The organism is Roseateles koreensis (assembly GCF_028595305.1).
Classification (GTDB): Bacteria; Pseudomonadota; Gammaproteobacteria; order Burkholderiales; family Burkholderiaceae_C; genus Paucibacter_A; species Paucibacter_A koreensis.
This window is the reverse complement of sequence record NZ_JAQQXS010000011.1, coordinates 1-24,530: the sequence shown is the minus strand read 5'-3', so window position 1 is coordinate 24,530 and position 24,530 is coordinate 1. Positions and strand designations below refer to the sequence as shown.

At 60.7% G+C, this 24,530-nt stretch carries 22 protein-coding genes; all 22 read right to left on the bottom strand.

The genetic code is table 11. From position 1 onward, the window contains the following. Window positions 1–3: 3 nt before the first annotated feature. Window positions 4–1,347 (bottom strand): hypothetical protein, encoded by a 1,344-nt coding sequence (locus PRZ01_RS12975; protein ID WP_273597222.1) that lies wholly within the window; start codon window positions 1,345–1,347, stop codon window positions 4–6. Then, window positions 1,344–3,848 (bottom strand): type VI secretion system Vgr family protein, encoded by a 2,505-nt coding sequence (locus PRZ01_RS12970; RefSeq protein WP_273597221.1) that lies wholly within the window; start codon window positions 3,846–3,848, stop codon window positions 1,344–1,346. Before PRZ01_RS12970 ends, PRZ01_RS12975 begins: the two co-directional genes overlap by 4 nt. Further along, entirely contained in the window at window positions 3,845–7,927 is a 4,083-nt protein-coding gene (locus PRZ01_RS12965) for a type VI secretion protein IcmF/TssM N-terminal domain-containing protein (RefSeq protein WP_273597220.1), read from the bottom strand. Before PRZ01_RS12965 ends, PRZ01_RS12970 begins: the two co-directional genes overlap by 4 nt. Then, window positions 7,924–9,075 carry a type IVB secretion system protein IcmH/DotU gene (gene icmH, locus PRZ01_RS12960; protein ID WP_273597218.1) on the bottom strand — a complete coding sequence of 384 codons (1,152 nt, stop codon included), beginning with the start codon at window positions 9,073–9,075 and terminating at the stop codon, window positions 7,924–7,926. The genes PRZ01_RS12965 and icmH overlap by 4 nt, the downstream gene beginning before the upstream one ends. Beyond that, complete coding sequence (gene tssK / locus PRZ01_RS12955) at window positions 9,072–10,427, bottom strand: type VI secretion system baseplate subunit TssK (RefSeq protein ID WP_273597217.1); 1,356 nt, start codon at window positions 10,425–10,427, stop codon at window positions 9,072–9,074. Before tssK ends, icmH begins: the two co-directional genes overlap by 4 nt. Window positions 10,428–10,693: 266 nt before the next feature. Further along, window positions 10,694–11,179 carry an Hcp family type VI secretion system effector gene (locus PRZ01_RS12950; RefSeq protein WP_273597216.1) on the bottom strand — a complete coding sequence of 162 codons (486 nt, stop codon included), beginning with the start codon at window positions 11,177–11,179 and terminating at the stop codon, window positions 10,694–10,696. 237 nt (window positions 11,180–11,416) lie between these two features. Beyond that, window positions 11,417–11,575, bottom strand: a complete 159-nt coding sequence (locus tag PRZ01_RS19310; protein WP_409993854.1) for a PAAR domain-containing protein — start codon at window positions 11,573–11,575, stop codon at window positions 11,417–11,419. Between the two features lie 2 nt (window positions 11,576–11,577). After that, entirely contained in the window at window positions 11,578–12,084 is a 507-nt protein-coding gene (locus tag PRZ01_RS12945; RefSeq protein ID WP_273597215.1) for a hypothetical protein, read from the bottom strand. 10 nt (window positions 12,085–12,094) lie between these two features. Then, a complete protein-coding gene (locus PRZ01_RS12940) occupies window positions 12,095–12,448 on the bottom strand; it encodes a hypothetical protein (RefSeq protein ID WP_273597214.1) in 354 nt (117 codons plus the stop codon). Between the two features lie 210 nt (window positions 12,449–12,658). Further along, entirely contained in the window at window positions 12,659–13,264 is a 606-nt protein-coding gene (locus PRZ01_RS12935) for a PAAR domain-containing protein (RefSeq protein ID WP_273597213.1), read from the bottom strand. Beyond that, complete coding sequence (locus tag PRZ01_RS12930) at window positions 13,261–13,425, bottom strand: PAAR domain-containing protein (RefSeq protein WP_273597212.1); 165 nt, start codon at window positions 13,423–13,425, stop codon at window positions 13,261–13,263. The genes PRZ01_RS12935 and PRZ01_RS12930 overlap by 4 nt, the downstream gene beginning before the upstream one ends. Before the next feature lie 39 nt (window positions 13,426–13,464). After that, window positions 13,465–14,109 (bottom strand): type VI secretion system lipoprotein TssJ, encoded by a 645-nt coding sequence (tssJ, locus tag PRZ01_RS12925; protein ID WP_273597211.1) that lies wholly within the window; start codon window positions 14,107–14,109, stop codon window positions 13,465–13,467. Between the two features lie 11 nt (window positions 14,110–14,120). Then, window positions 14,121–15,752 carry a type VI secretion system protein TssA gene (gene tssA, locus PRZ01_RS12920; RefSeq protein WP_273597210.1) on the bottom strand — a complete coding sequence of 544 codons (1,632 nt, stop codon included), beginning with the start codon at window positions 15,750–15,752 and terminating at the stop codon, window positions 14,121–14,123. 74 nt (window positions 15,753–15,826) lie between these two features. After that, window positions 15,827–16,339: a YegP family protein gene (locus PRZ01_RS12915; RefSeq protein ID WP_273597209.1), complete on the bottom strand. Its 513-nt coding sequence runs from the start codon at window positions 16,337–16,339 to the stop codon at window positions 15,827–15,829. A gap of 63 nt (window positions 16,340–16,402) precedes the next feature. After that, window positions 16,403–17,416: a DUF4123 domain-containing protein gene (locus PRZ01_RS12910; protein WP_273597208.1), complete on the bottom strand. Its 1,014-nt coding sequence runs from the start codon at window positions 17,414–17,416 to the stop codon at window positions 16,403–16,405. A 59-nt stretch (window positions 17,417–17,475) separates the two neighbouring features. Next, window positions 17,476–19,335, bottom strand: coding sequence for a T6SS phospholipase effector Tle1-like catalytic domain-containing protein (locus PRZ01_RS12905; protein WP_273597207.1), 1,860 nt, complete (start codon window positions 19,333–19,335; stop codon window positions 17,476–17,478). Continuing rightward, window positions 19,325–19,807 (bottom strand): hypothetical protein, encoded by a 483-nt coding sequence (locus tag PRZ01_RS12900; protein WP_273597206.1) that lies wholly within the window; start codon window positions 19,805–19,807, stop codon window positions 19,325–19,327. The genes PRZ01_RS12905 and PRZ01_RS12900 overlap by 11 nt, the downstream gene beginning before the upstream one ends. 129 nt (window positions 19,808–19,936) lie before the next feature. Continuing rightward, window positions 19,937–20,497: a hypothetical protein gene (locus tag PRZ01_RS12895; RefSeq protein ID WP_273597205.1), complete on the bottom strand. Its 561-nt coding sequence runs from the start codon at window positions 20,495–20,497 to the stop codon at window positions 19,937–19,939. Further along, window positions 20,484–20,960 carry a hypothetical protein gene (locus PRZ01_RS12890; protein WP_273597204.1) on the bottom strand — a complete coding sequence of 159 codons (477 nt, stop codon included), beginning with the start codon at window positions 20,958–20,960 and terminating at the stop codon, window positions 20,484–20,486. The genes PRZ01_RS12895 and PRZ01_RS12890 overlap by 14 nt, the downstream gene beginning before the upstream one ends. Before the next feature lie 129 nt (window positions 20,961–21,089). Beyond that, complete coding sequence (locus PRZ01_RS12885) at window positions 21,090–21,635, bottom strand: hypothetical protein (protein WP_273597203.1); 546 nt, start codon at window positions 21,633–21,635, stop codon at window positions 21,090–21,092. Continuing rightward, on the bottom strand, window positions 21,632–22,564 hold the full coding sequence (locus PRZ01_RS12880; RefSeq protein WP_273597202.1) for a DUF4123 domain-containing protein: 933 nt from the start codon (window positions 22,562–22,564) through the stop codon (window positions 21,632–21,634). Before PRZ01_RS12880 ends, PRZ01_RS12885 begins: the two co-directional genes overlap by 4 nt. Next, on the bottom strand, window positions 22,561–24,530 hold a 1,970-nt coding region (locus PRZ01_RS12875; protein WP_273597201.1), incomplete at its 5' end, for a type VI secretion system Vgr family protein. The genes PRZ01_RS12875 and PRZ01_RS12880, both read right to left, overlap by 4 nt.

Genomic DNA, 24,530 nt, shown 5'->3' with positions numbered 1-24,530 from the left:
GCCTCAAGGTTTGATGGCACCAATGGCGTTTGCTGCGCCATCTAGTTTTGTAATTTGCTCTACTTTTCCTGACGGCCCAACAATCATCAGCCACCGTTCATATTTTTCTGCCTTGATCTTGTCAGAAAGGGCTCTACTAAACTCATCCGCCAATCTCGGTCTGATCCACTCATCCGTCATCTGCTTCGCCCCCGGCCGCCCCTTGCTCCCCTTGGTCGTGCTGAGTAGCTGAGTCGAAGCCGTGCCATCCGAGTCAATGTACAGCCCTGCTTCCGTGCGGTATTTTGTCTCGGTGACGATGTAGGGCGGGGGTGGCGTGGCGTTTTGGTAGACGCCGTCGATACCGCGCCCTCGCGGCACGCTTTGCAGATCGCGTACCCGGCGGCCTTCGTCCATGAGGGATTTATGGCCAGCCGTCTCCATGAAGTGGTCGCTGATGATCTCGCCGAACAAGCCCTTCTTGCCGATGGAGAGGTTGCGCGGGTCGATGCCGTGCAGGCTTTCGGGCACGCTGTGCACCGTCTTGGCATTGCTGGGCGCATGCAGGGCGGCTTGCGGTTTGGCGGCTTCCAGCTCCAGCCGGGCTGCCACTTCGTCCAGAATTTTTTGAACCGGGCTGATGGCTTCTTGGATGGGCTTTTCTGCGAGCAGGCGTACCCGCTCCAACTCGCTCAGCGCCTGCAGCAACCATGCGCTCTGGCTTTGAGGCAGCACGACTTTGAGCTTGGCCACCATGGCTTTGAAGGCGCTGATCAACTCGTCTAGCTGGGCCAGCACCCGGGCAGCGGTGAGCTGGCCTTTGAGGCTGCGCAGCTCTGTGGCGATGGTCTTGAGCACCTTGTCAATCTGCGCCGTACCCAGGATGCGTTGAACCTTGGGGTCACGCAGAAACATCAGCACCGGCTGCATCGCCGCCTCAACGGCTGGCGCCACCTTGCCGTCGAACTTGCGGATGTATAAAAAGATGATACGGGCCGCCCCCTTGGCCGGCGCGCCCAGCACCGGGAATAAGGCGATCAGCGTCAGCACCAAGGCAACCCAGGCCAAGCTGTTGCGGGCGTCTTCCAGAATCTTCTTGGCGTTGGCGATCAAGTCTCTGAGGCACAGCAGCTGGCCCACAAAGGGCACCATGCCCAGCACGGCATCGGCGGCAATCTGGCCCACCGTCCGCTCATCATTCCAGTCACCTTGCAAGGCGTGCCAGACCCAGAGCCCGGCGTTTTCAGCGCCACCGGCGATGTCTTTGAGTTTGGCAACCCCAGCGTCGTAACCGCTGACCAGCTCGGTGCTCAGATCGGCATAGAGTGACTCGCAATAGTCGTTGGCGGTTTTCCAGAAATCACTCATCCTCGGCCCCCCAGGAGTTGGGCGAGGCCGGATGGCAATTTCGCTACCGCATACTCACGGGGCAGCTTGGGGGACTCCGGGTCGGTATAGACAATCTGGGCCAGGCCTGCAGGGACGTCTTCAAAGCGGATGCTGCCGTTCTTGTCGAGCGAGCCCTCCCTGCGTTCACCGCCCGCGAAGAGGGCCGAGACTTTGCAAGGCGTGACGGGCTGCAGTTCATCGTCAAGGCGTTTGAGCGCCAGCCAGTTCTTGGCGGGGGTCATGGCGGTCGAACTCAATTCCCCCGGCAACTGCGCCTTACTCCCCCCTTGCACCATCACCGCCCCCGCCTTGACCTCATGCAAGCTGGTTTGCATGACACTGGCGCCTGAAGATTTGAGCCCGGCATGCCCATGGGCCGTGAGCTGGATGCTGCTGCCGCCGGCCTTCAGGCTGATGGCGCCGCCTTGGCTTTGGAGGGTGATGTTTCCTTCCACCAGAATGTGCAGCCGGCCTTTGGAGATGGTGGTCTCCGCATTGCCTTCGCTCACAAAGGCTTTGCGTCCGCCTTGTTCGATGTGGACGCGGCTGGCGCCTTGGGTGGCAAGCTGGATTTGGCTGCCGGCCAGCCAGTCTTGGCCGGCAAGGCTCCAGGCGCCCAGGTCTTGGCTCGCGGCTGCGTGGAGGGTGGGGGCACCCAGCACTTGACCGGCTGCGGCCCAGTGGATTTGATGGGCTTTGCTGGGACCCAGCGCGTCTTTGACGGTGGTGTCGAGGGCGTTCTTGACCCCGGTGGCGGTGGGCAGGCTGGCCAGCGTAAAAGCGCCGACCTGGTGGGCGGCGAGGCTGCGGTTGCCGATGAAGCTGTGCAGGTTTTGCAGCGTGGCGCGCACCTCGCTGCTGCTGGCACTGCGCTGGGCCTCGCCGGTGGCGCGTGGGCTGGCCGTGCCGGTGGTGATGAGTAACTGATTCGCCGAGCGGATGGCGCCGTGCAGCGCGCTGCGCAGCTCTAGCCCTTGGCCGCGTTGCTTTTTGCCATGGGTGACCATATGGCCCAGGTTGAGCTGGCTATGGCCATGCGGCGTGTACAGCTTGATGTGTTCTTCACCTTGGCGGTCTTCCAGGCGCAGCTTGTTGCCGGCCTGGCTGCGCAAGACGTTGCGGCTATTGTCTTTGGCGGTGACTACATCGGCTTGTTGGCCGGAGTGACTCACGCCTAGAACAATGGGCCGGTCGGGGTCGCCTTGCACATGGCCCAGCCAGACCTCGGCATTGTCTTTGAGCGGGAAGTGGCTGCCGTAGCTGGGTCCGGCATAGGGCTGAACCATGCGCAGCGCCTTGGACTCGGGTTGATCCTGCCAGGGGTAGCCGACGTGGTAACGGCCTACTTCGTCGAGCTGGGCGATCGGCTGGCCCCGGTGAATTTTGGCGGGCACCAAGCCGTGGATCTTGGGGCGAGGGGTGACTCGTTCGGGCCGCCACATTTGCTGGGGGTTGTCGGCCCGGGCGGCTTCAAAGCGGGTGTGCAGGCTGCCGTCGCGGTGGGTGTCGAGGTGCAACTCAGTGACGACCCAGTAACCTGCTACGTCATCGCCATCCACCTTGATGACCCGGCCGGCTTGCAGCTCCATCAGCGGGCCCTGGCCTAGCAGGGTTTGCTGGCGGCACAGGCGTTCTTGCAGGCGGACCTGGGCGATTTGATCGCCGTCGACCACGGTCTTGTAATGCTCCCCATGGCTGTGAAAAGCCTGCTCCCCGTCTTGGGCCTCGCCCTGCGTGACGGAGAGGTTGAGTTGGGCTTGTTGGGCGTCGTATTCCGTCAGATCGACGGCTTGGGCGGTTGCGCGGCTTTGGAGGCTGGCGTGGGTGAGGGTTTCAGGTTCGGAGTCGTTGACCAAGCCGGCGCGCGGCGCCACGCGCAGGCCTTGCAGATAGGGGCTGCTGCGGTCCAGGCCGGCGTGGTCGTCGAAGAACACAAGTCGCTCGCCTTCGCGGGCATGCTCGAAGCGCAGCCCGATGCCCTCGTACGCCAGCAGCCACAGCACGAAGTCCAAGGCGCTCTGCTCATAGCAAGTTCTTTGCGCGAATACAGGGTAGGAGGCGCTGACGCGCCAATCCTGCCACTGCGCGCTCAGGCCGCTTTGTTCCAACACGGCCTGCACGGTTTGCACCGAGCTTTGGTTCAGAAAAACCTGGTTCATTCGCATCAGGCCCAGGCGGGCCAGGCGAGGCTCCAGCACCAGATGGAGGCGCGGCACGCCGCGCGCGTAGTGCCAGCGGGCGCTGCTGATTTGCCCCCAAATCAAACGCGGGCCCATTTGCAAATTGGCGCGGCAGCCGATGAGCGGCTGTAGCGAGCCGCTCACATCCACACCAGCGGGGGCTTCACATGCCAGCTCGTAGCGGTACAGGCCGCCGAGGCGTTCGCTGCCTTGCACGCGGATCAGGTCCAGCGCCTCCAGCTGCGGCATGCCGATGATGTGCAGGCGGTGCTGGGAGTGGCGGGAGGCGGCGTTATTCATGGCGAGGGCCGGCCTTCGGCATTGGCGATACCACCGCCCTGGGGCTGAGCCAGGCCTTGGTTGACTCTTTGCAGCAGGGCTTGGCGCGACTGCAATTGGGTTTCGCGTTCGGCGGCGGTCTTTTGAACGGCGGCGCCTTTTGCGGGTGGGGGCAGGGGACTGGTGCCGGTGCTTGGGGCAGCGGCCGCTGCCTGGCTTTGCAATTGCAAAATCTGCCCGGGCAGTTTGAGGCCGTAGATCAGGGCCAGGTCTTGCGGGCCGTAGCTGGCTTCGTTGCGCATCAGATAGCTGACAGTTTGCCCGCCGCTGGTGGGCCAACTGACGCGTGCCCGGCCGCCGTCCAAGCGCTCAATCTGGGCAGCAGCCAGGGCTCGCATCAGGGCCCAGGGGCCGCGCTGGTACTGCGCCATTTGCACGGTGGCAGCCGTGCCATTGGAGGCTGTATTGCCCTCGGCCGGCGCAGCCGCAGGCGCTTGGACCAGGGCTTGAACGCGCAGCTGCGGCGCGGTGCTGGGGCCGGGCCAGCTCATCAGGCGCCAGTCTTGTGGGCCGTTTTGATACTTGAGAACCTGGCCGTCCAGCTCAAGCTCGGTCTGCGCCACCTTGGGGTTAGGTTCCGGTTGCAGATAGAACTTGAAGCCCACCTCGCCTTTGAGCGCAATGGCCTCGCCGACGCGGGCCAGGCGGTTGATGGTGTCAAGAAAGTCGGGCCGCACATTCAGGCCACGGCCGGCCCATTGGCGCGGCACCAACTGTGTGCCTTGCTTGATGACGAGGAAGTCAAAGTTCTGGCGCATAAAGCTCCAGACGACGCCGTCTTTGTCGCGCACAAATTTGGCTAACTCGAGCATGGAGGCGTCTTGCGTGCTGTCCACAAAGGGGTAGCGTCCGGCAAAAGCCTGGGTCCAGGGTTCCAGCACGGCGTTGTTCCAGGCGCTGTTGATTTCCACGGCGGCGGGGTTGAGCACCGCGTCCCAGCTGCTCAAAATGGGTTGCATGAAAAGATTGCGCACAGCGTCTTGGGTCTTGTAGTCCATGCCGCTGAGCAACTGGTCGGTCCAGACGAAGGCGTCGTTGATTTCGGAGCCCACGCCGTCCAGCGTGTTCTTGACCAGGGTGACGGCAGCCCCCCCCTGGGCGCTCCCAGTGCGGATCTTGGCCAAGCGGTTGCGCACCGCTTGCAACTGCTCCAGATAGCGGCCTAGGCTTTGGTTGATTTGCCCGCCTTTGTCAGGGCTGCGCACCAGGCTGACCAGGGGCATGAACATGCTCTCCAGCCGGCCCCGGCCCACCACCTGCTCGCCTTTTTGCACCCGCTGTTTCTGTGGCTCATTGCCCAGCAACTTGTCTTTGAGGCCTTGGGCGTGGCCGGCAATCTCTTCAAAAATGGGCTTGGTGGGCGCGTCCCAGGAGGTTTGCTCGTCTAGGGTCTGCACCAGGGCCACATAGGGCGATGAGCGCAAATCTCCCAGACGAGCAAGCCCCACCACGGCTGCGTCCGGGCTGGCAAAAGGCGTCACTTCGATCTGTGCGAGGAAGCTGCGCCAGGCTTGGGCATAGTCGTCGATGTAGAGGCCTTTGAGCTCGTCAAATACCTTTTGGCTGGCGGCATGGGCGGCCTCGCTGGGCTCGCCTGCTGATGCTGTTGGTGCTGCTGCTGCGGCAAGCGTTTTGCTCTCCTCGCGCGACTCGTCTTGCTGCAACAGGTTGTCGCTAATCAGCTCTTTTTTGCTGGCTTCTTCGAAGGCGGCTTTGAAGAACTTTTCCCAGGCCTGCTTGGTGAAGCTGCCGCTTACTCGGGCATTGCCATGCAGCAGGTCGCTGGGCTCGCCCAGGGCGCCGGCCAGGGTGATGGCAGGGAAGCTCTGCGCCTGCGCAAGAATGCTTTTGTAGAGTCGCCGCACGGGGCTCATCTCGGTCACCAGGTTTTTGAGGGTGTCGCGGGCCTTGCCCAGCACGGCATCACGGGCTTGATAACGCGGTGCATCAGCGGCTTTCAGTTCGGCCAGATAGTAGGCAATGCAGCGCTGCAAGGCGGTTTGCTCGTTGGCGCTGAGGGTCTTCTTCTTGCCTAAATGACTGGCCACCGCGCGTTGCCATAGATCGGGCAGGCGCTTGCTCATCAAGGGCAGTTCGGCGCGGGCCGGTTCTGCCAAGGCCGAATAAACCTTGAACAAGGCGTAGCTCTCCTCGATGGGGTCTTCATCGTTGCTGACTGGCGCTTTCAGGCTGGCCGCACCGCCGCGCAAGGCGGCCATGCCGCTGGCCCTGAGGTTAGGCGCTTGGCCCTTGGCCAGGGCTTGCGCGGCGTTATTGCTGGCGGCGGCCGTGGCGGCGTTTTGTGCGGCGGCCAACTTGCCCTGGCTTTTTTGCTGTGCCAGGGTGGCCGCATCCGGCAGGTTGAGGGCGCTGAGTTCGGCCTCCAGCCAATGGCCCACGGGCTGGATCAGCTGCTGCTGGAATTGCCCGAAGAAGGCCTGCCTGGCCGCAGCACGGCTGCTGTCGCCATGGTAGAGGCCGAAGCGCCAACTGAGTGGGCTGAGCGTTTGATGCGTGTCCAGCGCCTGGGCCTCGCCGCGCAGCGCATCGAGCTGCATCAGCCAGTCACGCGGGTCCTGGCTTTCGGCCAAGCTTTCGCTGAGCTGGCTCATGCGGTGATCCAGGGACTGTTGCGCGCTGCGGTTGTTGTACCAGCTCAGCCCCAGGCATAAGGCCGCCAGCACGGTGAGCAGCAGGGTGATGGACAACATCCACTTTTGCCAACGCTCCAGGCGCCAGGGCAGGCGCAGGGCCAGGCCACGGTCGGGCAACACCAGGCTGCTGAAAAACTCGTTGACGAAGAAGGGCCGGGCCGGGCCGCTATGGGTGTTGGGGCGCGTGCCGCCGTCGGGAATGCCAAAGGCTTCGCGAATCTGCGTGCCCGCCGGGCTGACTAGATTGCCGCTCTGAGCCACGCTGGTGAAGTAGAAGCCGCGGAACAGTGGGCGGAACTGGTAAGGGTTGGTTTGAAACAGCTTGCCCACAAAGCTGCTCAAGGCCGGCTTGAGTTTGGAGAATTCGATGGGGAAGGAGTAAAGCCCCAGCCGCTCCCCCGCGCCGCGCTGTTGCAGCAGGCGCTGCTCGGCCATTTCGCGCAATTCGCTGGCGAGAAGATCGAACTCGGCGTTAAAGGCCTGGGCGGCGTGCTGCTTGTTGCGCTTCTTCCAGGACAGCATGGCGCCCCAGGGCTTCTTCAACTCATTGGCATTGGCACCACGGAAAAAGGACTCAAAGCCTTCCAGCCTATCGATCTGGGTGAAGGCCAGATACACAGGCACCTGGAAGCCGATGTGGTCGGCCAGGTCATGCACGCGGTCACGCACCTGCTTGGCCAGATTGTCGATAGAGGGGGCATCAGCCAGCGCCAACTCGGCAACATTGACGGTCAAAACCAAGGCGTCTAGCGGTTTCTTTGAGCGGTGCTTTTTCAGCAGGCTGAGCAGATTGCGCCATTCGCCACGGCCTTCGCTGCTTTCGGCCAGGCGGCCATGGGTGTCCAAGATCACGGCCTGGTTGGCGAAGTTCCATTCACAGCCGTTGTAGCTGGCGTCGCGGTTTTCTTGATAGGGCGAGTACTCCAGCAAGGCGTATTCCAGATCGCTGCCCGTCATCAAGGATGTGCGCCCGGCGCCGCCCTGGCCCAGCATCACCACCCAGGGCATGCGGTAGATGGGGTTGCCGCCAAAAGGGAGCCAGCGCCGCCCCAGGCTGGAGGTTTTGAGCGTATGGATGGCGTTCAGCAAACGCGTGCGCAAAAAGGCGTAGCTGGGGTCTTCTTGCGTGACGGGCAGGGCCTGAGCCGCTTGTTGGCGTTGCTCGGCCCAGTTGCGCCAGGTCTGCCTGGCGCTGCGGCCCAGCAAATGCCCCACCAGCAAGAGCAGCACCCAGACGGAGAACACCACCATGCTGGCGATGAAGCGCTTGTCGCGGCTGGGCAGGCCCAGGCCATCGCCCCAGACCCAGATCAACAGCAAGGCTAGCAGGGCCAGAAAGCTGACGATGAATTTGAACGTCAGCATCAGTTCGAAGAATTTTTTCATGGTGCAGCCTGCCTTGTGCTCAAGACCTTGAATTCGATGCGGCGGTTTTGCGCCTGGCCTTCGGCTGTGGTGTTGGGGGCGATGGGCTGGCTGGCGCCAAAACCTTCAGCCTGCAGGCGTTCAGCCGCGATGCCGTGCTGCGTCAGGTAGCGCTGCACCGCCTGCGCGCGCGCCAGGGAGAGGCGCTGGTTACTGGCCGGGGCGCCCAAGCTGTCGGTGTGGCCGTTGAGGGCCACGCGCGCCTCGGGCTCGCTTTGCAGCACCGGCAGCAAGGTGTCCAAAAAGGCGGCACCGGCGGGGGTCAGCAGATCGCGGCCGGACTCAAAACCTATGCTGCGGCCCTTGAGCATGGCGTTCAGCACCGACTGGATATCGGGCTTGATGTGGACGCTTTGCTGGGCCAGTTGGCGGCTGTCTTGTGCGAGGCGGGCGGCGCGTTCGTCCAGGTCTTGGTTCAGGTAGCGGGCGCCAAAAAACAAGCCCAGCAAAGCGAGCAGGGGCCACAGCCAGACTGAGACGCGCAAGTGAAAAGCGCGCCGCCTTTCTTTGAGCACCGCATGCGGCGCCAGCTGGGTGGCTTTATTGCCGCGCAGCCGGGCAATCTCTTGGGCCAGGCCGGCGGAGATAGTGTTGAGCGTCTCCCGGCCTTCGAGCCGGTAGCGGCCTTCAAAGCCTAGCATCAGGCACAGGTTGTACAGCTCCAGCAGGCGGAAGTTGCGCTCGGGGCTCTGGCGCAGCCGCTCCAGGCGGGTGAAGAAGCCGATGCCGGAGCGGTTGTCTTTGTAGAGTTCAAGTTGCAGGGGCTGGGCTTGCCAGAACTCGCGCAGCGGGTTGTCGGAGTTCAGCACCGCTTCGTCGAAGTAGGCTGCCACGGCGTAGCGCGCGTCGTCCACCTCGTCGCTGCTGTAGTTCGCGGCCAGGGCCGTGCCGCCGCTGGTGTCGAGCTGGTGCAGCAGCCGCTCGCGGAACTGGCTCTGCGCCTGGATGTTGAGGCCGCGCTGGATGTCCAGGGCGAGGTAGATCGCGTCTTTGTAGATGTCGGCCAGGCTGTCGGCCTGAACGGGTTTGAAGGCTGCGCCGTAGCTGTGCTGGGCTTGCAGATGGGCGGCGGGTTTGAGCCGCTGCATGAGGGTGTGCAGGAGGCTCATTTTTTCATCACCGCCATCAGTTCAATGCTGGCATCGGGCAGGGCCTGCGGCACATAGACCGCAATGGTGCGCGACTGGATCATGCGTTGGTAAAAGCTGTTATCAGCCACGATGCCGAAGTAGTGCTTGTCCATCTTTACGGGGATGGAGGAGGGCACACGCGGCATGTGCTGCAAGACCACGCCCGGCGTGGCCGAGGTGATCAGCTTGCCCACATCGTCGGGCGAGCCGATCTTGATGACGCGCGTTACCGCCGCAACCAGCTCGGCCGAGGCCATGGCGGCGTGGACGCTGAGGTAGAAGTCCACCTTGTCAATCATGTCCTCGTTGTCCAGGCGGCCGTAGTACAGCGAGGGCCGCACCTGCTCCAGCAGCAGGGGGTGATAACGCGAAGGAATGACGGTCTCCAGCAGATGGCGCACCAGGCGGTCCAGCTCGGCGAAATGAGCGGTGGGTTCGATGTGGTGGTAGCTGGGCAGATCGGCCAGCTTGGCCTCGGGCGCAAAAGTCATCAGCGCGGCGGCGATTTCAACCAGGCAGAGATAGACCTGCTCGGGGTGCAGCTGCGGGTTCTCCAGCAAATGGCGAACCTTGGGCCAGGCCGTGTTGACGGTGTGCAAAAGCCAGAACAATGAAACATCGGCGGCGCCGAATTCCACCAATTGGTTGGAGCGCTCGCGCCGCTGGTCTGACAGGGCGTGCGACTTGGCCAGCAACATATCGTGCAGCCGCTTGAGGATGTTGACCAGCATGTCCGAACTGCCCAGGCTGACGGCCGGCGCCACAAAGTCGCGCGCCAGCCGGAAGATGCCGCTGCTGTCGCGCCGCAGCCGTGCCACCGGGCAGGTCTGGAAGTCTTCCAGCGTTTCGCCCTCCACCATCAGGCTGACGTTGCGGCGGGCCACGGCCATCTGCGTGCCGCCATTGCCATTGGTCATGTCGGAGACATCTTCAAACTCGCGGTAGTAGCGGCGCGGGCGGGCGCCATCGTCACCATCCATGCGGTAGTTGCCCGAGCGGGGGTCAAACTGGGGCAGGGCGGCGAAGACGGTCACCTCCTTCTTGCTGCTGGGCACGATCTCGTTGAGGTTGCGGGTGCGTGGCAGGCGGTCTGAGCCGGCTGAGTCCACCGTCTCGCCGTCGGGGAAGGTCAGCTTCAGGCGCAGCGCATTGAGTTGGCCCAGGTTGAGCGCGTCATGGTCGATCTCGAAGGCATGCACACCCCAGGGGAAGCCGCTGCCCATGCGGGCGGCCTCGCGCACATTGGCCTCGTGGTAGAGGTCGAGTTGCTGCAGATGTTCTGGCCCCAGGAACACGCCTTCGGCCCAAAGTGGCTTGATGGTTCGACCCATGCTGAATCCCTCGAATCTGCTGCTGTGAGCCACCTTGAGCCGCGCCGCCAACGTGGGGTTAGCGCAACTTCGGGGCATTGTGTTTTTTGCCTAGCACGGCACCTCGGTGCCCCGGTTTTTGCCCCAGAACCGTGGCACCGAGGTGCTCAGGTCAGATGGGCAAAAGGCGCGATGCTCAGATAAACCTGAAACACCGCGCATCTGCGTAACGCATCAACTCATGGGCGCCGCCCTGGCTACAAATTAGGGCCTGCGCTGATCATGAGTTAGCGGCCTTCGATCCAACTGTCGGAATGGATGATGTTGCCGTCCTTATAGGTCCAGGTGACCTTCTCGTAACGCATCTCGATCTCTTCCATATGGTTGTACTTCTCCTTGGAAGGCTCCTTGATGTTGTGCATCTTGGGCTTGACCGAGATGATCTTGACCTTCTCCAGCTTGTGGTTGAAGTACTCAACTTCCTTGCCCGAGGCGTCGATCTGGAACCACTTGATTTCCACCGCCTTCAAGGTCTGACCATTGGTCACGGCCTTGTAGAGATAGGGTGAAGATGCGTCCACCAACTTGACCAGAGTCATGGGTTCATGGACCCGGTTGCCGGTCAGCTTGCCGGTGTTGGCGTCGGTTGGAATGCGGACCTGGTGGTCAAACTCCACCACTTCTACTGAACCCTCGCGGCCTTCGATATCGACGGAGCCCTTGATATCAGCGCCACCGTCGTCCTTGAACCATGCATAGGCGGGAATTGCCATTTTCTATTCTCCGAAACTGGGTTGATTTGGGTTGTGACCAGTGATGCGCTGCAGTCGCTTCCCCGAGTCAGGTGTCACATTGCACAAGTGGCCTACGCCGGTCAAGCACATTTCTCTTTGCGCTCGGGTGTGCGAAAAATTCACTCGCAAAAAAACACCTAATGCTTCGAATGCGCGTGTTCATGGGGCTTGTGCGCGATGAGTGGCGTTTTTCAGGGGGCAAAAAATGGCAACAAATCAGCTCGTTCCGGCATCCCGGGTGGCAATCAGGGTGGCGCCGCAGGCCACCATGTCCCCATCTCGGGCGACAGGCTTGCCATCCACCTTATGGTTCGAAGTCGCACTGCTAATGACGAATTTGTTCGGCTTGCATTTGGGGCAGCTGACCGACCTCATCTTCACCAGTCAGCTGGTGGCGGCGAACTGTTCTGCCATCGCTTGAAACTCATCAAATCTCCTGATTCCGATGTTCTTCTTAATTTAATAATTTCAGGTTTTACATGAGCTTCTGGTTGATATCCATTTCTATGTTCTAAACTTCCTATCAGGTGGTTATTTTTAAAAATGCCTTGAAATATAAAATAGTCGCGACTAGGTCGTCCATCTATCTCGGTTTCTTTGGAGAATTCACGACAACACGATGCTTTTGTTTTGAATTCAATTCTGTTTTTTTCTATTTTTAAATCAAATAATTTTGATCTTGTTATATCGATTGAGCCCGGCGCATACAAAAAATCACCAAAAATAACACTATTTTCTTGGTGCAAAATAACAGCATAGCCTTCAGCGTGGGGGTCATCAGACTTATCCCAGACAATGGAGGTATAGTGACCAAAGGGCTGAGCCGGGTGAGCTTGTGGGGAGGTCAAGCCAAGTATCACCATCAGGGTGAAAATTAATCGCATGCAATTCATCTTATTGTCCAGTCGATGACCAATGCGGCTTGTCTGTGCCGGTTCGATTGTATTTAATAACACCATAGGCGGCGCCGACTGCTATCAAATCACTGTTCATTCCAGTTTTTGGATCAATATCAATGGTCGTATTGTTTCCATTTTTATTTGAGATGATCAAATCTCCTGACCATTTGATGGTCATATCGATGGCGACCCTGAGTTCATGTTGAGATGCTAATGCGGGCTTTGTTCCCAAAGTTGTTGTGTTAAAGGATATGCACATCGCTTTTGCCGCTGCAAATGACTCTTCAGTTGTAGGATGCACCCATTCAATATCAATCCCGTCACTGGGAGGGACTTTCTCCGGTAGCACATGCTTTTGTAGATCATCCAGCTCCAGTGAATTAGATGTGCCCTTTGGGCTGGCCTATAAGTGTTGCTGACGATTACAATTGCACCTGCTGTTTTTAGAGCTGCAATAAACTCCTCGACACATGCGCGGAAATCAGTTTCCAAATCTGATAATAGAGAACTTCCAAGAAACCGCGCGCACCACTGATCGCCGCTTAGTTCGCGCTGCACGCTAACAACCGCAGGCGCCGTGTCCGTCCTGGGCGTCAATTGTGTTTGTATTGTCGCCATAGTAAGGAATCTCCAGTTTTGCGGTGAGTGCGGATTGGGCGCCGATTTTGCTTGTAAACCCCATTTCGTCAGTTATACCTTTGACCTGTTGGCCGTCTGGCAAAGTCAAGCGGTAGGGAACATTGACTTTTGGCTTGCCAGTATTTTCATCTTTCACGAGAAAGTGAAGATCGAATTCGTTTGATTGCGAACTTGGAGATTTATTTGGATATGGGTCGAATTCCGCCGCAATCTTCATGGCCACAACAAAGTCCGCTCCGCCGGCATCCATCAGTACCGCGCCGCAGTCCGTGACGTCGCCATCGCAAGCAACGTTCCTCCCATCCACCTTGAAACTAGGCGTACCAGACACGATGATCGTGTAGCCGCGACTCTTACAGTGATTGCATTTGCAGGTTGCGCGGTCACCAACACGTGCAATTCCTCTCCCAACGGGCCCCCATTTCCCGTTGGGCGATCCTGAAAATACGACCCCGCCTTTGCTCGTCCGGTCACCAATCACGATGTAAGGTCGAAAGCCACCAATTTGCTCGCCTGCTTGCTTCATGCTGTTGTCTCCGTCATTCGAGTTGATGAATTCTCATAAAGCGATATTGGCCGTTGGCGCGCAACGGCCTTGCCCTTGATGGCGGAAGAGCTGCTGCCACTGAGCACCTTGCCGACACGGCTGGTGCTGTTGCCGACACAAACTATGGGCTTGTCTGCCATGGGGTTCTCCTGCGTGATTGAGGGGCTGGCAGGGCGTTTTCACGCACCCAGTTTTTCGGGCTGCTTGGCCGTCTTAGGGTTGGGAAGATCGGGCGGTGGGGCTGGGTTGGCGGAGGGCGCAGCGGCTGTTGCTGCCGCTTCGTTGCCCTTGTTCAAAGGCTCGGCGCCTCCCACCAGCTGCATGTTTTGCGTGCCTATGCGCAGCTGTAGCCCGCCCATATCAATGCGCGCCGCATCCAGCAGGTAGTAGGCCGGGGCGGGGGCCTTGCGCATCACGGCCAGCACAGCGATGTAACGGGTGCCGGGTTTGATGGGGAACTCTTGCACCGAGTTGCTGGCCGGAAAGGCCAGGTACTCATAACGTTGAATCAGGCTGGTGCCTAGGCTGTCTTGGTCACGCTCTAGCAGGGCGGTGTAGTCGCTTTGCAGCAGCTGGTTCATTTCGCTCAGCTGGTAAATGCGCACCGTCACCGGCAGGGCCGCACCACGGTCATCGGCATTGATGAGGGCCTCGCTGTGGGTGCTGATCTTGAGGTTCTCGACGGTCGGGAAGATGGCCGCCTTGGCCAGATTCTTGGCCCCCTGAATCGCGCCGCAAGCGCTGAGGCCGCCCAGGCTGAGCAGGCCAAGCGCGACAAAGAGGAGGGTGCGAACACGGGTGTTGGGCATGGGGGTGGCTTTCATCATCAGATCCTTCATGGCAGATCGGCCGCGCGTGCGGCGTCCAGGCCGCACAGCCGGCCGTACAAAACTTTTGCCTCGGCTTGCCCCGCCTCGCCGCTGACGCGCAGCAAGGCATAGAGCTTGGCCCAGCAATCAAAGGCCAGGGCGGGCGCCCAGTGGGCCAGCGAGAACTCTTCCACCTGGGCGGCCAGGTCGCGCGCCAGCCCCAGGGCCAGGTCGCGCCGGCCGGCGTCGCGCGCCAGATCCAGCATCAGGGTTTGCAGCTCAAAGCGTTCTTGTTGCGAGGTGCAGGCCTGTGCATACGTTTGCATCAGGCTCAGGGCCGCACCCAGGCCCTGGGCCTTGAAGGCTTGTTTGGCGGCGGCCAGGATGGTTTGCGGGTCGCTGTCGGTGTTGGCCTCGGCGCCATTGGCAGGCGGGCCGGGTTGCTGGCTGTGGGCGTTGCCGGCGGGTCTGAGCTGCTGGGTGATCCACTCCTGCGTGGCGCTGCTGGCAAAGGCCTGGCCGTCGTCAAACTTGAGCGTAGGCAATAACGGCAGCCGCGCCAGCATGCCGCGTAGATCAAGGCTTAGCTGGGCGCGCGCCAAATCGCGCGTTGCACCCAGCTGCGCATAGGCGGCGTCACTCCAGGCCAGCAGGTCCAGCCAGAGGTGGTTGCTGCCCTCGTTGAACATGCGGGCGCATTCCTCCAGCAAGTTGTCCCATTGCGCCGGGGTCTGGGCCGTGCTGTGCAGATTTTCCAGATAGGCGCGTGCCTCTTTGCGGGGTGCGGCAAAACGGGTCAAGCCCGCCTGGTGGGGCGGCAGCTCGGCCACGCTGGCCCAACGCGCGGCGCGCAATACAGCCCGGCCGGCATCGGCCCATTGCGCATCAGCACGCAACATCACACTGGCCTTGCGCAACAGCGCCCAGGCCTCTTGCGCTGACTTGGGCGTGGTGGCACTGGCTTCACCGTTTTGGCTGGCACCCAGCAGGGTGGGCAGGCTGGGCTCCGGCTGGGCTTGCTGACTGACGGCGCTGCGCAAGTCGTTGCGTAGGGTCTCATCCAGCCAGAGTTCTATGCGTTGCACCAGGCCGCTCAGATCCGGCCTGGCCTCCTCGGGCCAGGCCTGCACGGCGGCAACCAGGGCGCTCACGCTGGCCTGCAATTGCAGCAGAACTGGCTCGGCCTCGTCTTTGGCCCGCAGCGTCAGCGGGTCGATGAAACGCTCATTGCACAGCCACTCCAGCGCCGCCCGCCGGGCCGCCGGCTTGCGCGGGTGCACGGCATCGCCAAAGGTTTCGATCAAGGCCCGCAGCAGACCCAAAGCCTCCATGGCGGAGGCCAGGCCATCCATGCGCAAGGTGGAGTAAGCCAGGAACACGGCCGCGCGCAAATCCTTGCCCCGGCTGCCCAGCAGCAGCACGGCATTGCCCTGGATCAGGCTGTCGTCGATATGGCCGCGCTTGGCTACTTGGTCTTGGATGACGGCGTACTCGTCTTCGTAGCCAAGGTCTATGCCCGCGCCTGGCGCCGCGCTGCCCTCGATGGGAGCCAGCAGCTCGATGTAAGCGCCCGGGCCCACTGCGGCTGCGCCTGAGGCATTGCCTGTGCCTCCCGCAGAAACACTTTGCGTCAAGTTGTTGAGGAGTCGTTTGAGCATGGCTTCAATTCAGGTGAAAGGTCGCGAGGGTATGCGTGGCAGGAGGTGGTTAGGCAGGGTTGTTATTGCGTTCATCAACCCTCCGCCACCACCACGCGGCTGCCGGGTGCGCAAGCCCGCACCGCGTACAAGGCCTTGTCCATACGGGAGCGGTAATCAAACGGCTTGCTGCTGGCCAGCACTTGTTCAAGCCCGCCCTCTGCGTCGGCAGGTTCACGCACCACGAAATACCATTTGCCCGTGAGCGACTGGCGGCACACAAAGGCCTGAGCCAGCGCCGCCTCTGGCCTGCTGAACTCGGTACTCGCCATTTGCGCATTGCCGAGGTCGATCAAAACCCGCACCCGCTCCACCAGCGCCAGAGCCGCCTCCAGGCTGGGTTCATCCCGCTCATTGCTCAGCAGGCAATGGCCGTTATGTGCGCGTAGCTCAAAACCATAGCTGCCGTTGGGATGGCGTTCGATCACGTAGCGGGAGCGGGAGGAGGTGGAGATGGGAAGGCGTTGGGTCGTGGCCGGAGGTGTGCCTTCGTTCTTGTTGCCGGAGCCAAGCTGGGTGGTGTGCAAACCACTGGTTGGCGCAGCCATGGGGAAGTGCGGTGGCTGGCAGCAACCCTCGGCTTTTGTTGTTGTGAGCGGCATGGTCATGGTTCAAGCCATCTGTGCCTGCGTCGGAGACGGCTTTGGCTCCGTCATCGCATAGTCAATTTCCGCGTCGCCGCCCACATAAATCACCCGCGGGTCGCTGGGCAAGGTCTCGTCTTTGCCAAGAGCGGCCAAAGAGTCATGCACATAGTTGTCAAAAATGGCCAGCACTTCAGGCTCCCGCGCCAATATCCCCAGCCTTTTGTCAAACTGGGCCGAGTAGACGGCCATCAAATTGGCATAGTGCGGGCGCAAGCTCTCCTTGGGGTTTTGTTTTTGGTAGGCGCGCAAAGCCTCGATGTCGAGCAGCAACTCGGCGTCATAGGCATCCAGCTTGTCGGCCAGACCCTGGCCCGGCAAGTTGGCTTTGCGCGCCTCTAGCTTCAGGCGTGGGTCGTCGGCCTTGGCAAAGTCGGTCTTGGCCTGGGCAAGTGCGGTATCTGCAGCCCTTGAGTTTTTGAGGGCGGCACCCAGCCGTTCAGCGTCCAGCCAGTCCGAGCGGCTGAGCATGGCCAACTGGCTGCGTTGCGTGACAGCTTCCTGTTCGGCGGCCTGCAGATGTTTTTGCGCCGCTAGGCGGGCGGGGTCTTGCTCAGCGGTCTTGATCTGCGAGGTCAAGGCGCTTTGCTCTTTGGCGTATTTTTGTTCCTCGCTGGCGATACGCGACCGATCTGAGCGCGCAGCCTTGCCACGCTCGTCAATGCGCTGCAGGCGCCAGGCGTTCAGTTCGTCAACGATGCGCGGGTCGGCAAGGCGAATCAACCAGGCGCTGCCATCGTCCATCTTCATTTCCATTCGGGCGGACAAGGCGCGGTGCAAGGCATCAAAACCCAGGCTGCTGCAGACCCAGGTGATAGCGGGCGCGTCGTTGGCAAGCTGCCAGCTTTGTTCGATCTGCTGCTCCGTCTTGAGTTCCACCAGCCAAGGCAGTGCGCTGAGTTGGGCGGCTGTGGTGTTTTCATCCCAGATGCAGCGTGCCTGGCCTTGACCGGCGGGAGCCAGCAAAGATTCAAGACCCATGGGGGTAACCATGGCAAAGGTTTTGGTGTTGAACGCTCGTAACATAGGCACTCGATGATTCAAAAGCCCAGCGCTGCTCGGCTTGCCGCCCAGGCCTGTTCAACTGCATTGAGGCCGCTATCTACCGCCTTGCCGCCCGCATCCGCTGCGGCTTTTGCGCCCTGCTCCAAGGAGTGCATTGCGCTAGACACTGCCTGCTTACCTGCCGCAACGGCTTGGCTGCCCTTTTGTTCGATCGAACGGGCGGTGTCAATGACCTTTTCTTTTCCGGAGTCGTAGGCCGATTCGGCTTTTTTTGCAACGGTCGATGCGGTGTCACTGACTTTTTTCTCTGCTGCGCTGACGACGTCATCCGCCTTCTTGGCAGTGGCCACTGCCGCATGCTCAACAGTGCTGCTTGCGTCATGAATCCAATCTCCCGCCACTTGGCTCACGCTGCGAGAAGACTCCGCCATGCCGCGTGGCTGAAAGTAGCTGAACGGCTCCGCGTTGTTGAGAAACCCAGCCTTGGAGTCATGCACAAACTGATCAAAAAATGTGACCACGGCGTTGTTGGCGTCCTGATCCCAAGCCTGTAATCGCCAGGTCTCGGCGTTAACCGAGATGGCGTATTGCACGCCTGTGTGCCCACCCAGCACCACCGAAGATATCGCCGTCTTGCCCCGGTACTGCGCCACCTCCCAGGCCATGCCCTGGCTGCCCAGCACACGCTTGGCCAGTGAGGTCTGCCGATCCCGGTCACCTGGCCCCACACGATGTTGTCTGTGCATGGTGCCGTAAGCCCGGTAGTACAGCGTCATATGAGCCTTGACGCAGTCTTCCACCCGGCCCTTCTTTGTGGAAACTTGCGCCATATAGGCCTGATAGGCGGCCTGGGTGGCGGGCAGGGTTTCAAAGCGCTCCTTGTAAAGCGCATTCGCAAAGCCTTTGATCTCCTCGCTGGCATACAAGCGTACACCCTCGGCCCGGGCATCGCTGATCATGTCGTTCATGGGGATGCGCGCATAGTTATTGCCTGCGCCTTGTTCAATGGGTTCATACCCCCCGCCAACATCGGAATGAACGCCTGGGTAAACCGTTTCCTCCCAGTTGTCCTGCAGCTTGCCGTGCCGGCGGATCAAGTCCACCGGGAAGGAAAAGCGCAACTCATGCGCGGCGATGTAGTGGACGCAGCGCTTCACCTGCGGGGGGACCCGTAAGTCGCGCTCCATCCAAGGCAGCTGCACGTTGGCCGCTGGCACGCCAAAGGACGCCACGGTGTCGAACAAACCCATGAACTTCAAGGTCAGCGGGTGGCCTTCATAAAGCAGCTGGTCGCCATTTTTCTTGCAGGCATTCACCAGGCGGTTGCTGAAGGCGCGTGCCAAAGAGGCCCCACGTGAGAAGCCGAAGATGGACACATTGATCATCTTGATCAATCGCCGCCCGGCCAGCGCTTGGGCCAAGTCGGCAAAGCCTTTGTCATGCCCTTGATCGGCATAGGCTTTGAGGTCGCCGCCCAGGGTTTTGGCGTTGTCCAGCAGCAGTTGCTTGAGGCGGTCGTTGACCCTGTCCATCGCAAAGTCTTGCCGCCTATCCCCACCCCCACCCACTGCATTGCCCGTGACCTTGTCCTCAAAGACTTGCAGCTTCCGATCAATCCAGTTTGCCGCCTCGCCATTGAAGGTGGTGCCTACGCCCGGCACGTAGATGGGGAAAACATTGGGGTCACCAGTGACATCAGCGAGCTGTCGTGCTGAGCGATAAATTCTCGCGATATTGCTCCAACGCTTGGTGGATGTGTCGGCCTCATCGTTGTTACCTGTGCCGTCAAAGAACAGGATGATGTGAAGGACACTGTTGCAATCCTGCGCCGCTGTGAGGGGGCCGGCGCCAACGTTGCAATTTCTAGCATTAGCGACACTGGTTTCAGTGCTCACGATTACGCTCCTCCAAGATACTCAATCCACGCGTGCTGTCCCTGACTGGCCCGTCAGATGTTGCCAACTCTGCCGTGTCATCCGGGTAGATATAGACGATCAAGATTTGATGACCGGGCGGCACTGAATCTAGCCTTGGTGTGTTTTCGCACTGCACCGTCTCGCCGTTGCGGGCCATGCCTTCGGGCCCATCCAAGCGCCAGGTGATGGTTTGGTGCCCTAGAGAAATGGTCATGCCCGCGTTGATTCCATAACTACTCAAGGGCGTGGACCGAAGTTTCTTGCCAACACCGCCGTCGCCTATCCATGCGCCGTTCATGAACACATCAAAAATGGCGCGCGTGTAGTAGCTGACCAAAATGACATCCAACGCAACTTTCATCTTGTCTCCTTGCTTGAATGGAATACCCAAATTCCCTGGATTGTTGGGAGCCTGACCGGGCTTACAAGCTTGCAATACCGGCAATAACATGCAGGAAGTCAAGCGCAGCAGACAAGTCCGGCGTGAAGAGCGACGATAAGACGTAGATGTAGTCATTGGGCGATGACCTTGATATTCGCGCCTACATCACAAGTCCCGGCGTTTGCCTCCGCAATGTCTTTATTGGCCACGGCGGTTCTCCTCCAGTATTTCCAGCCCCCGTGCGCTGTCATACACACCGCCTGTGGAGGTTTGCAGGTCTACCGTATCGTCCGGATAGAGGTAAATAATCAGGATCTGGTGACCAGCTGGAATCTTGTCCAACTGAGGTGTGTTTTTGCACTGCACGGTTTCGCCGTTGCGGGCCATGCCTTCGGGCCCATCCAAGCGCCAGGTGATGGTTTGCGGGCCGAGCGTGATTGGCACAGCTGTTATCACACCGAAACCACTGACGGGTGTTGTTCGTGGTTTCAGGTGGCCACCGAGTCCAACCTCTATTCCATTGATCGTCAGCTCAAAGAATGGGCGTTTGTAGTAGTCGATCGTGACGACATCCATCGCAACTTTCATCGTGTCCCCTTGCTTGAATGGAATGCCCAAATTCCCTGGATTGTTGGGAGCCTGACCGGGTTTGCAGGCCTGCGGAGCCGGCAATAGCATGAGCGAGGCCAAACGTTGCAAACAGGTTCGGCGTGTGGAGTGGGCGATAACGCTTATCGCCTGCATGTCATTGTTTGGCACGGCGTCGCTCCCGAATAATTGCCAATCCCCTGGCGCTGTCCTCAACGGTGTCCTTTGAGGTCACTAACTCTGTCGTGTCATCTGGATACACATAAACGGTCAATGTGTTGTGTCCTTTGGGAATGGACTCAAAAATTGGCGTGTTCTTGCTCACGACGGTTTCGCCGTTTCGGGCCATGCCTTCGGGACCATCCAAGCGCCAAGTGATGGTTTGGGGGCCGAAAGTCATTGGCACGCCAATTTGAGTTCCGTATCCACTGAGCGGTTCTGATCGCATACCGCTGCCCAGGCCGGCATATTTGCCGTTAATGAGTACATCGAAAATTTCCCGGTCGTGGTAACTCACAACCGTGAGATTCATCAGCGCTTTCATTTGGGCTCCTTGTTTCATGGGAGTACCTAAGCTTACGGAGTTGCTGCCTACCTGATCGGGCGTGCATGCTTGCAAAGCAAGCAGCAGCATGAAAGAGGTCAAGCGCAGCAAACAGCCACGGAGTGAGGATTGACAATAAAACGTAGATGTAGTCATTGGGCGATGACCTTGATATTCGCGCCTACATCACAAGTCCCGGCGTTTGCCTCCGCAATGTCTTTATTGGCCACGGCGGTTCTCCTCCAGTATTTCCAGCCCCCGTGCGCTGTCATACACACCGCCTGTGGAGGTTTGCAGGTCTACCGTATCGTCCGGATAGAGGTAAATAATCAGGATCTGGTGACCAGCTGGAATCTTGTCCAACTGAGGTGTGTTTTTGCACTGCACGGTTTCGCCGTTGCGGGCCATGCCTTCGGGCCCATCCAAGCGCCAGGTGATGGTTTGCGGGCCGAGCGTGATTGGCACAGCTGTTATCACACCGAAACCACTGACGGGTGTTGTTCGTGGCTTCAGGTGGCCACCGAGTCCAACCTCTATTCCATTGATCGTTAGCTCAAAGAACGGGCGTTTGTAGTAGTCGATCGTGACGACATCCAACGCAACTTTCATCTTGTCCCCTTGCTTGAATGGAATACCCAAAGTCCCTGGATTGTTGGGAGCCTGACCGGGTTTGCAGGCCTGCAGAGCCGGCAGCAAGGCGAGTGAGGCGATGCGCAATAAGCAGGCTCTGCGGGCGGACCGACGGTTTTGGGGTGAGATGTTCATGAGGGAAAGGCTTGCATGGCTTCGCTCATCGTGAGCGTCTTGTTGCGCACTTGAGCGAGCACACTCAACACGGCGGGGTCGCTGTCAAAGCGGGGGCCAAAGATCAGGGCCGCGCAGATGAAATTCAGCAAGTCGCGCATGCCGCGCAGACCATGCTGCCTGGCCTCACGCAGATGCAATTCCATCTGCGAGTAGTGCTGACTTTCGGGTATTGAATGCAGCAGTTGCGGGTGATTGATGCGCAGATGCTGTAGCAAATGGTCGGGGACGCTGGCCTCCACCAACATGTCCACCTGCACCTGGGCCAGATGAAAGGGGGCTGAGTCAGTTCCCGGAGTTAGGGCCGCATCAGGCGCGGCAATTTGCGTGACTGGGGGGATGTTCAAGCGCAATAGAAGGCCATGACGGTTCCAGTACCACCACGCCCGCACCGGCCTGAGCAGCGCATGGATTTGCCGGCGAGTCAGGGCCGGTCCCGGCACATGAAGGCTGGTGTCTTCCGCGCAAGCGACCAAGGTTGCCAAGATGGCGGGGTCCCACAGCGCAAGAACCATCTCGTCGCCATCGGGCAAGCGCACCTGGCTGGCTTGCCGCAGGGCGGTGAGCAGCTCTGCGTAAGCCCAATCACTGGCCATCAATTGGATGCAGGGCTTCAGGGTAGCCAACTGATTGATCAAAACCCAGTATGGCGAATCTTCTCGCAGGCCATGCGGGCCGGCCAGCGGCACTGAGACGAGATGCGGGCCATTGCGGCTGATTTCATCGCCGATGTGCTCGGCAAAAAGGCAGCTGTCGACGGCCTCGTCCACAAGCCCAGGATAGACGCGGGGGTCTTGTGCCGCGTCGACCAAGGCATACAGACGAACACCCGGGTGCTCCTGTTGTAGCTGCGCCCACTCGCGCAGAAATTTAGGGCTCCAGTCGTTCACGCGCCATCTCCCAAGCTGATAAACGCGCTCCGGTGAAGGGCTCTGGCCTTCAAACACTCCACACAAACATCCTTCACATCCATCTTGCCCCAGTAACTCAAAGCCCCCGCCGCCGCGCTGCCCGAGCCACTCCCCCAATCCTTCGCCCCGCCAATCTCATGGCTGCTGGCCTCCACCACGATGTCGGTGTTGGCGGTGAGGGTCAGGGTGCCGGCTTGCGTCAACTCCAGCATGACGCCTTGGGTGCTGAACACGGCGTGTTGGCCACGGAATTCGAGGATGAGGTCTTGCTGGGCGAGGTAGTGAGCGGCACCGCCCTGCACCTGGGTTTGATCGTTGCCTTGGCTGATGATGTCGGTGCGGCTGCCGCCTTTGCCTCGGCTGTTGAGGCTGGCTTTGGACTCGCCTTCGGTGTGCCAGGTGATGCCGGTTTTGGCGTAGAGGCGGATTGGCTCGGCGCTGGCGAGGTCGAGTTGGCCTTGGGCTGCGAATGCGATGTTTTGCGCGGCCAGCACTTGCGGGCCGGGGCTGAGCAGGAGCAGGTGTTCGGCGCTGGCGGCGTGGATGAGGGCTGCGCTGATGTTGGGGGTTTGGTCGCTGAGTTGGCGGCTGGCTGGCAGGGCGGCGAGGGGCCCCAGGCCGACTTGGGCGTTGGCCTCGCTGCGTTGCTCGGCCATGGCTTGTGCGCCTTGCACGTCGGCGGCGCCGGGGTTGTAGAGCTGGTGAGCGGGATGAGCGGGATGGGCGGGTGACAAGGTGCCGCTGACCGTGCTGCGTGGCTGGCCGGCGAAGGTGCTGAGCAGCAGGCCTTGGGCGGCTCTGAGCGTGCCCCAGTGCTCGGTTCTGAGCTCAAAGCCTTCACCGCGTGGCTGGCGCTCGGCGTTGACGTGGTGACCGAGGTTGGCTTGGCTCAGGCCGTATTCGGTGCTGAACTTGATGTGTTCTGCGTTTTGCCGGTCTTCGAGCCTGAATTTGTTATTGGCCCAGGTTCTGAGGATGTTGCGGCTGGCGTTGCGGCCGGTGACGAGGTCGGGTTGGCTGCTGTTGTGCAGGGCGCGGGCGATCATGGGGGTGTCAGCGTAGCCGGCGTGGTAGGCCACGAGCACTTCGGTGGCTTCGTGCAGGGGCAGGTGCCAGCCGTAGTCGGGCCCGGCATGGCTGCGGATGTGGCGCACGGGGCGGCTGGTGGCCCCTTTGGCGGCGCCGGCGGTATCGGCGGTATCGGCGGTATCGGCATTGATCTCGATTTGATAGCGGCCGTGGGGGTCGATATGGGCGTAGACGGCCCCGGGGGTGGCGCCGATGCGGGCGTGTTCGAGGTCCAGCGGGGCGGTGGCCAGGGTGGCCGGCATCCAGCCGTGTTGCACCCAGGTGCTCAGGGGGCAGGCATCAAAGTGGACGTAGGCTTGGTGCGTTATGTCTGTGGCGGCATCCCCTTCTTCAGCCTCCAGCCAGGGCCCCAGATGGCTGCCGGCTTCGATGTGGGTGAGCAGCCAGCGGCTGTCCGCCCCGGGCGCGGCTTGGCTCAAGTCCAGGTTGATGGCCTGGCCGCAGCGCCACAGGCCGGCGGCGTTGCTGCTGGCGGTGAGGCTGTGGCTTTGTTGCCGATGGGTTTGCGCGAGGCGGCGGGCTTGGCCGTCCAGCCAGGCCTGGATGCCTGCGGTGTGGTTGCCCTGGAAGCTGAGGGCGTCGGCGCCTGGGGCGGGTTCTTCCCAGCGCAGATGGGGGGCGCCTGTTGCGGAGGTTGCGGAGGTTGCGGAGGTTGCAGACCTTGCAGACCTTGAGGACGGCGCATCGATGCTGCTGCGCAGCTGGCGGCCTTGGTCGCGGTAGTTGTAGGCCCACAGGCTGGCGGTTTGCGGGGTTTGGGTGTATTGCAGATCGAAGTCCAGCAGATGCTCGGCTTGCAGGTCGGGGGCGTTCAGGCCGGCGGGGCTGGCGACGGTGAGCGGCTGGGGTTTGGCGT

What these genes read in the sequence shown, in the direction of transcription:
- PRZ01_RS12885 (WP_273597203.1), bottom strand. Translation starts at nt 21,635, where the DNA reads ATGAACATCTCACCCCAAAACCGTCGGTCCGCCCGCAGAGCCTGCTTA.
- tssA (WP_273597210.1), bottom strand. Translation starts at nt 15,752, where the DNA reads ATGCTCAAACGACTCCTCAACAACTTGACGCAAAGTGTTTCTGCGGGA.
- icmH (WP_273597218.1), bottom strand. Translation starts at nt 9,075, where the DNA reads ATGAGCCTCCTGCACACCCTCATGCAGCGGCTCAAACCCGCCGCCCAT.
- PRZ01_RS12900 (WP_273597206.1), bottom strand. Translation starts at nt 19,807, where the DNA reads ATGTTATTGCCGGTATTGCAAGCTTGTAAGCCCGGTCAGGCTCCCAAC.
- PRZ01_RS19310 (WP_409993854.1), bottom strand. Translation starts at nt 11,575, where the DNA reads ATGAGGTCGGTCAGCTGCCCCAAATGCAAGCCGAACAAATTCGTCATT.
- PRZ01_RS12950 (WP_273597216.1), bottom strand. Translation starts at nt 11,179, where the DNA reads ATGGCAATTCCCGCCTATGCATGGTTCAAGGACGACGGTGGCGCTGAT.
- PRZ01_RS12935 (WP_273597213.1), bottom strand. Translation starts at nt 13,264, where the DNA reads ATGAAGCAAGCAGGCGAGCAAATTGGTGGCTTTCGACCTTACATCGTG.
- PRZ01_RS12890 (WP_273597204.1), bottom strand. Translation starts at nt 20,960, where the DNA reads ATGCTGCTGCTTGCTTTGCAAGCATGCACGCCCGATCAGGTAGGCAGC.
- tssJ (WP_273597211.1), bottom strand. Translation starts at nt 14,109, where the DNA reads ATGAAAGCCACCCCCATGCCCAACACCCGTGTTCGCACCCTCCTCTTT.
- PRZ01_RS12910 (WP_273597208.1), bottom strand. Translation starts at nt 17,416, where the DNA reads ATGGGTCTTGAATCTTTGCTGGCTCCCGCCGGTCAAGGCCAGGCACGC.
- PRZ01_RS12915 (WP_273597209.1), bottom strand. Translation starts at nt 16,339, where the DNA reads ATGGCTGCGCCAACCAGTGGTTTGCACACCACCCAGCTTGGCTCCGGC.
- PRZ01_RS12970 (WP_273597221.1), bottom strand. Translation starts at nt 3,848, where the DNA reads ATGAATAACGCCGCCTCCCGCCACTCCCAGCACCGCCTGCACATCATC.
- PRZ01_RS12965 (WP_273597220.1), bottom strand. Translation starts at nt 7,927, where the DNA reads ATGAAAAAATTCTTCGAACTGATGCTGACGTTCAAATTCATCGTCAGC.
- PRZ01_RS12945 (WP_273597215.1), bottom strand. Translation starts at nt 12,084, where the DNA reads ATGCGATTAATTTTCACCCTGATGGTGATACTTGGCTTGACCTCCCCA.
- PRZ01_RS12975 (WP_273597222.1), bottom strand. Translation starts at nt 1,347, where the DNA reads ATGAGTGATTTCTGGAAAACCGCCAACGACTATTGCGAGTCACTCTAT.
- tssK (WP_273597217.1), bottom strand. Translation starts at nt 10,427, where the DNA reads ATGGGTCGAACCATCAAGCCACTTTGGGCCGAAGGCGTGTTCCTGGGG.
- PRZ01_RS12930 (WP_273597212.1), bottom strand. Translation starts at nt 13,425, where the DNA reads ATGGCAGACAAGCCCATAGTTTGTGTCGGCAACAGCACCAGCCGTGTC.